Annotated in this window: 4 protein-coding genes; 1 reads left to right on the forward strand and 3 read right to left on the reverse strand. The window is 58.5% G+C overall.

Annotated features, from left to right (window positions below; translation table 11 throughout):
- Nucleotides 1-122: 122 nt before the first annotated feature.
- Complete coding sequence (locus AACS18_RS17410) at nt 123-560, forward strand: PliI family lysozyme inhibitor of I-type lysozyme (protein ID WP_108612854.1); 438 nt, start codon at nt 123-125, stop codon at nt 558-560.
- Nucleotides 561-636: 76 nt separating this feature from the next.
- Here the strand turns inward: AACS18_RS17410 and pdxY are convergent, their stop codons facing one another.
- From pdxY to cadB, 3 genes are all read right to left on the reverse strand, one after another.
- Nucleotides 637-1,497 carry a pyridoxal kinase PdxY gene (gene pdxY, locus AACS18_RS17415; protein ID WP_108612855.1) on the reverse strand — a complete coding sequence of 287 codons (861 nt, stop codon included), beginning with the start codon at nt 1,495-1,497 and terminating at the stop codon, nt 637-639.
- 93 nt (nt 1,498-1,590) lie between these two features.
- Nucleotides 1,591-3,723 (reverse strand): lysine decarboxylase CadA, encoded by a 2,133-nt coding sequence (locus AACS18_RS17420; protein WP_108612856.1) that lies wholly within the window; start codon nt 3,721-3,723, stop codon nt 1,591-1,593.
- A gap of 77 nt (nt 3,724-3,800) precedes the next feature.
- Nucleotides 3,801-5,135 carry a cadaverine/lysine antiporter gene (cadB, locus tag AACS18_RS17425; protein ID WP_108612857.1) on the reverse strand — a complete coding sequence of 445 codons (1,335 nt, stop codon included), beginning with the start codon at nt 5,133-5,135 and terminating at the stop codon, nt 3,801-3,803.
- Nucleotides 5,136-5,497: the final 362 nt, after the last annotated feature.

Here is a 5,497-nt window from a genome sequence, read left to right on the forward strand (position 1 = left end):
ATTCAACATCCAGCCGGGGGACAAGCTCTATCTGCCGCCCCAGAAGCGGGTGAAGATCTGGTAACAGCATCACGGCGGGCTCCCCGGGAGCCCGCACTCAACAGACAGCAAGAGGTTGCAAGATGAACAGAGCATTGATGATGGCAGGGCTGCTGACCCTGCCGCTGGCGGCACAAGCCGAAGAGGGATTTAGCAAGCAATTGACCCTCCCCTCCGGGCAGGTGATCCGGGTGGCGCAGGGGACAGGTGAACCCGCCTCCATCGGCAGCTATGACGTGCGGCTCTATTCGGGCCAGAACGCCCAATTTCCACTGGATGAGTTTCAGGATGGCAAGGTGATGGCTCGCAACGGCTTTATCCGGGAGCTGAAACTGGTCGATTTGAATGGCGACAAGCAGCCCGAGCTGGTGGTCATCATCGAGAGCGCGGGCAGCGGCAGCTATCAGGATGCCGATGCCTACACCGTCAGTCCGCAAGGGGAGCTGGAGATCTTCAATCAGGTCAAGGAGCTGGAACCCAAAGAGGATGTAGTCAAGGCGCTCAGAAGCCCGCAGGACTAAGCCCTCTCCCCGAATCTGAAATATAAAAAGCCCTGATTATCAGGGCTTTGTTGTTTCTGCTGTTGAGGCAAATAGCCTAGAGGCGGGTCGCCCGGATGGAGACCTGCGGCAGCGCCATCTCGTGCTGGGCCGCCACCAGTTGCAGCTCGTAGGCCCCCGCCAGCCAGGTGCGAGCCAGCACGGCATCAACACTGGCGTTGGTAAGCTCGAACGCCGCTACCGGGGTACAACCGGCCAGCAGATTGGCCAGCATGGTGGCACTCAGCAGATCCCCTACCCCGATGGGGTGGCGGGCAAAAGGGTAAAGCGGGCGGGAGAGGTGAAAGGTCCCCTCCTCGCACACCAACAACATCTCGAAGCGGTCCATGGCAAAGCCGGCCTTGCCCAGATGCTTGACCATCACCAGCTTGACCCCTTGCGCGCGCAGCTGCTGGCACGCCTCGATGGCCTCCGGCACATTGCGGATATCGCGGCCGGTGAGCTGTTCCAGCTCCAGCAGATTGGGGGCCAGCATATCGGCGCAGGCCAGTGCCCGGTTTTTCAGAAAATCGGCGACGCCGGGTGCCACTATGCACCCCTTGTCGGGGTGACCCATCACGGGGTCACAAAAATAGAGGGCGGCCGGATTGAGCGCCTTGAGCCGGGCCACAGCAGCCAGGATCTCCTCCCCCTGTTCGGCCGAGCCGAGGTAGCCGCTCAGCAGCGCATCGCACTCGGCCAGCACGCCGATCTCCGCCAGGCCGTTTACCAGCTGACGGATATGGCCGCCGGGCATCACCATCCCCTGCCAGCCTTCGCGGTATTGGGTGTGGTTGGAGAACTGCACCGTGTTCATCGGCCACACCTCGATCCCGAGGCGACGCATGGGAAAAACGGCGGCGCTGTTGCCGGCACAGCCAAAGACTACGTGGGATTGAATGGAGAGCACTCGCTTCATGATTGGCGACTCACGCAATAAGAACAGGAATTCCGGAGGGAAAAACGGGCCTTGCGGCCCGTTGTTGTCACTTTCGACTGTTGTCACTGTCGATTAACGCAGCACCTTGACGGTGTAGCTGCCATCGGCCTGACGATAGAGGCCGTGGATATCGGTCTCGAAGCCCGGGTAGTGGGCACCGATCTCGCACAGCATCTCGAGGAATTCGAGCACCGGCAGAGAATCCTGGGTCACCATCTCGCCCGGCAGAACCAAGGGTACTCCCGGCGGGTACGGCAGGATCATGTTGGCGCTGATGCGGTCAACCATGTCACGCAACGGCACCTCTTCCAGATTGCCCGCCAGCTCTTGCTGCCATGCAGCATGCGGGGTCATCTTCATCTCCGGCAGCACGTCGAACGCCTTGAACATCAGCTCCGGCAGACGATATTTGCAGGTCAGATCGTGGATGCTCTGGGCCAGCTCCTGAATGCGCATCCCTTCGTAGAAGCTCGGATCTTCACGATAGAGGCTCGGCAGGATGTTCTTGATGGTCAGGTTCAGGTCATAACCACGCTTGAACTCGGTCAGGGCGCGCAGCAGTTGCATCGCCTTGGACTGATCGATACCGATGGAGAAGAGGAACAGCATGTTGTAAGGGCCGGTCTTCTCGACCACGATACCGCGCTCGTCCAGGAACTTGGAGACCAGTGAAGCAGGAATGCCCTTCTCCAGCAGTTGGCCGTCACGACCCATACCCGGGGTCAGCAGAGTGACCTTGATCGGATCCAGGTACATGTGGTTGTCATCGATGTCCTTGAAGCCGTGCCAGTCATCTTTCGGATCCAGCTTCCAGCACTCGACGGTGTCGATGTTGTCCGGCTGCCATACGTCGAAGAACCAGCCTTCGCTCTGATCACGCAGACGCTTGATCTCTTTGCGGAAGGAGATGGCGCGATCGATGGAGTCCTTGATCAGACGCTTGCCGGTGTTGCCACGCATCATGGCAGCGGAGATCTCTGTCGATGCCACGATGCCGTACTGCGGCGAGGTGGAGGTGTGCATCATGAAGGCTTCGTTGAAGGTCTCTTCCTCCACCTCACCCTTGATGTGGATCATCGAGGCCTGGGAGAAGGCCGCCAGCAGCTTGTGGGTGGACTGGGTTTCGTAGAACACCTTGCCCGGCATGGCTTCACCGCTCATGCCGCACTTGCCTTCATAGATCGGGCTGAAGTTGGTGTAAGGCACCCAGGCACTGTCGAAGTGGATGTAAGGGGTATCCAGACTCTCCTTGATGAAGCCGGTGTTGTAGAGCAGGCCATCATAGGTGGAGTTGGTGATCACCGCGTAACGGGGAGCCTGGGCACCCGGTGTCGCGGCAACCTTGGCAGCAATGGTCTCGCGGCTGAATTCGCTCTGCGGGATACCACCCAGAATGCCGTAGGCGTTGCGGGTCGGACGGAAGTAGAGCGGAGTCACGTCGTTCATCATCATAAGGTGAGTGAGCGACTTGTGGCAGTTGCGGTCAACCAGCACTGTGCTGCCGGCCGGTGCGGAGAACATGCCGACGATCTTGTTGGCAGTGGAGGTGCCGTTGGTAACGATATAGGAGCGATCGGCGTTGAAGGTACGGGCGATATACTCTTCGGCTTCCTTGTGCGGACCGGAGTGATCCAGCAGGGAGCCCAGCTCCGGCATGGAGATGGAGACGTCAGCCTTGAACGCGTTCGGGCCGTAGAAATCATAGAAGATGCTGCCGGCCGGGCTCATCTGGAAGGCGGTACCGCCCATGTGACCCGGAGTACAGAAGGTGTATTTACCCTCTTCCACGTACTTGAACAGCGCCTTGGTAAACGGCGGCAGGATGGCGTCTTGATACTCCTGAGTGGCCTGACCCATCTTGAGGGCGATGTCGTCGGCCATGCCGAGACGGTACTCGAAGAAGTGCACGTTCAGACGCAGGTCGGTCAGGTGAATGTCCAGGGTGGACTGGTCGTTGGCAAAGGCGAAGATCGGCAGCTTCTCGTTGCGATCGTGGATCTCCTTGCACAGGCCCAGAGAGTATTTGTCCCAGTCGAAGATGGCGCCGCAAACGCGGGGGTTCTTCTCAATCAGTTTCAGCAGGTCGGCGACGTCGACCGGATAAACAACCTCGAAACCCTTGCGCTCGAGGGAGGCTTGCAGCTGGCGAATGGGCTCTTCTTTAAAGAAAACGCCGAGGTGGTTGAGGATGGCAATGATATTCATCGTAATGCTCCACACGTAAAGGGGCGCTCTCCATCAGGGATGGTGAGTGAAGAGCGCTCGGAAGATAAAAGGGGAAATCAGTTGCTGGGTTGTTCGTTCAGCAGGGCGTCGTGCTGACGCAGACCCTGTTTTTTGGCGTAGAACATCAGGATGATGAGCGACACCACGAAGGTAGCGGTGAGGTTGGAACCCTTGGCACCCATCAGGGCTACCAGACAGAAGACACAGGCCACACCGGAGAAGATCATCGCGCCGATGCTGCGGGAGGTCATGCCCTCGAAGCGGATCAGGTTAATGCTGGAGTAGAAGTAAGGCAGCATGGTCAGCAGCACCGCATCTGTGGTCAGCACGTTGAAGAGATCGGCAGCGTGAGCGGACTGGGAAGTAAAGGCGGTCAGGCCAACCATCAGGGCAGTCATCTTCAGGGAGCCCAGGATCAGACCCTTCTTGGCTACGCCGTTCTTGTCCACTTCGCCATAGATTTTCGGGAAGTTGCCGTCGTTGGCGGCACGCTTGCCCGCCTCGCCCACCAGCATCATCCAGGAACCGAGCGAGGTGAAGCAGGCCAGGGCGGTGAAGGCAGAGACGAAGGGTGCAGACCAGCTACCGAAGATGGCGGAAGAGGCCATGGCAAACGGGGCGCCGGAGGCAGCCACTTCACCGGCCGGGAACATGCCGCTGATCACCTGGGTAGAGAGGATGTAGATAACACCCGCGATACCGGTACCCAGCATGGTAGCGAGCGGTACGGTACGCTTGGGGTTCTTCACCATGCCGGAAGAGACGGCGGCAGATTCAACACCGACGAAGGACCAGAGGCAGATCAGCACGGCGCTGATGACCGCATGCAGGTCGCTGCCGCTGGTGGTGTTCCAGTTCTGGCTGTAGACGGTGGCATCAAAATGACCCCAACCCAGCACCGCTGTACCGACAACCGGCAGCAGGATCAGCACCAGACCCAGAGTACAGAGTCGGCTCACCCAGCTACCGCCAAGCAGGTTGACGAAGGTGAAGATCCAGACGGCAGCGATGGTGGCTGCGGCGGCCGGAATTGGGCTGTTGAGAATGGGGAAGAAGACCGAGAGGTAGGAGACGCCGGTAATGGCGATGGCCAGGTTACCGATCCAGTTGGCGTGGTAATAGAGCACACCGGTCTGGAAACCGAACACCGGAGAGATCTCGCCAGCGTAAGCAATGGGGCCACCCTCTTGCGGGTTCTTGGTAGCAAGGCGGGCGAAGACAAAGGCGAGGCCCATGGCGCCTACCAGACAGATTGCCCAGCTAAAGACAGAGATGGAGCCGATGGTGGCCAGTGCCGAAGGCAGCAGCGCAATACCACTCCCCATCATGTTGCCGGCCACCACACCTGTACAGGCGATAAGGCCAATCTTCTTGCTCGTATCTAGGGACATAAGATCTCCGGTTCTATAAAAGGTCGGGTCGTCACATACACATTTGGCGGAACGCCCCGCCAAAGAATGGGCACAGACTAGGCCTCTCATCCCCGGAAAACATAAAGACCAGCTAACGGATAAAAATATGAGGCAACTTTTTTCGCCGCCTCGTCACTTTTGATAAAAACCATTTAAAAACAGTTAATTGACATCGCATCACACAGCAGTCTTGATAAAACCTTGATATCCTTCCGCCCCATTTTTGCCCCTTGATAGCCCCCTTATCTCGCCGTCTTGATATTTTTGGCCAGATAAACCAAGGATAAAGCGGCTCCTATTGCGCCCCCTGCCCTTGTAACCATCCGAACGCCCTTTGGGTC

The sequence above is a fragment of the Aeromonas sp. HMWF015 genome (assembly GCF_963878965.1).
Taxonomy (GTDB): Bacteria; Pseudomonadota; Gammaproteobacteria; order Enterobacterales; family Aeromonadaceae; genus Aeromonas; species Aeromonas veronii.

What these genes read in the sequence shown, in the direction of transcription:
- AACS18_RS17420 (WP_108612856.1), bottom strand. Translation starts at nt 3,723, where the DNA reads ATGAATATCATTGCCATCCTCAACCACCTCGGCGTTTTCTTTAAAGAA.
- cadB (WP_108612857.1), bottom strand. Translation starts at nt 5,135, where the DNA reads ATGTCCCTAGATACGAGCAAGAAGATTGGCCTTATCGCCTGTACAGGT.
- pdxY (WP_108612855.1), bottom strand. Translation starts at nt 1,497, where the DNA reads ATGAAGCGAGTGCTCTCCATTCAATCCCACGTAGTCTTTGGCTGTGCC.
- AACS18_RS17410 (WP_108612854.1), top strand. Translation starts at nt 123, where the DNA reads ATGAACAGAGCATTGATGATGGCAGGGCTGCTGACCCTGCCGCTGGCG.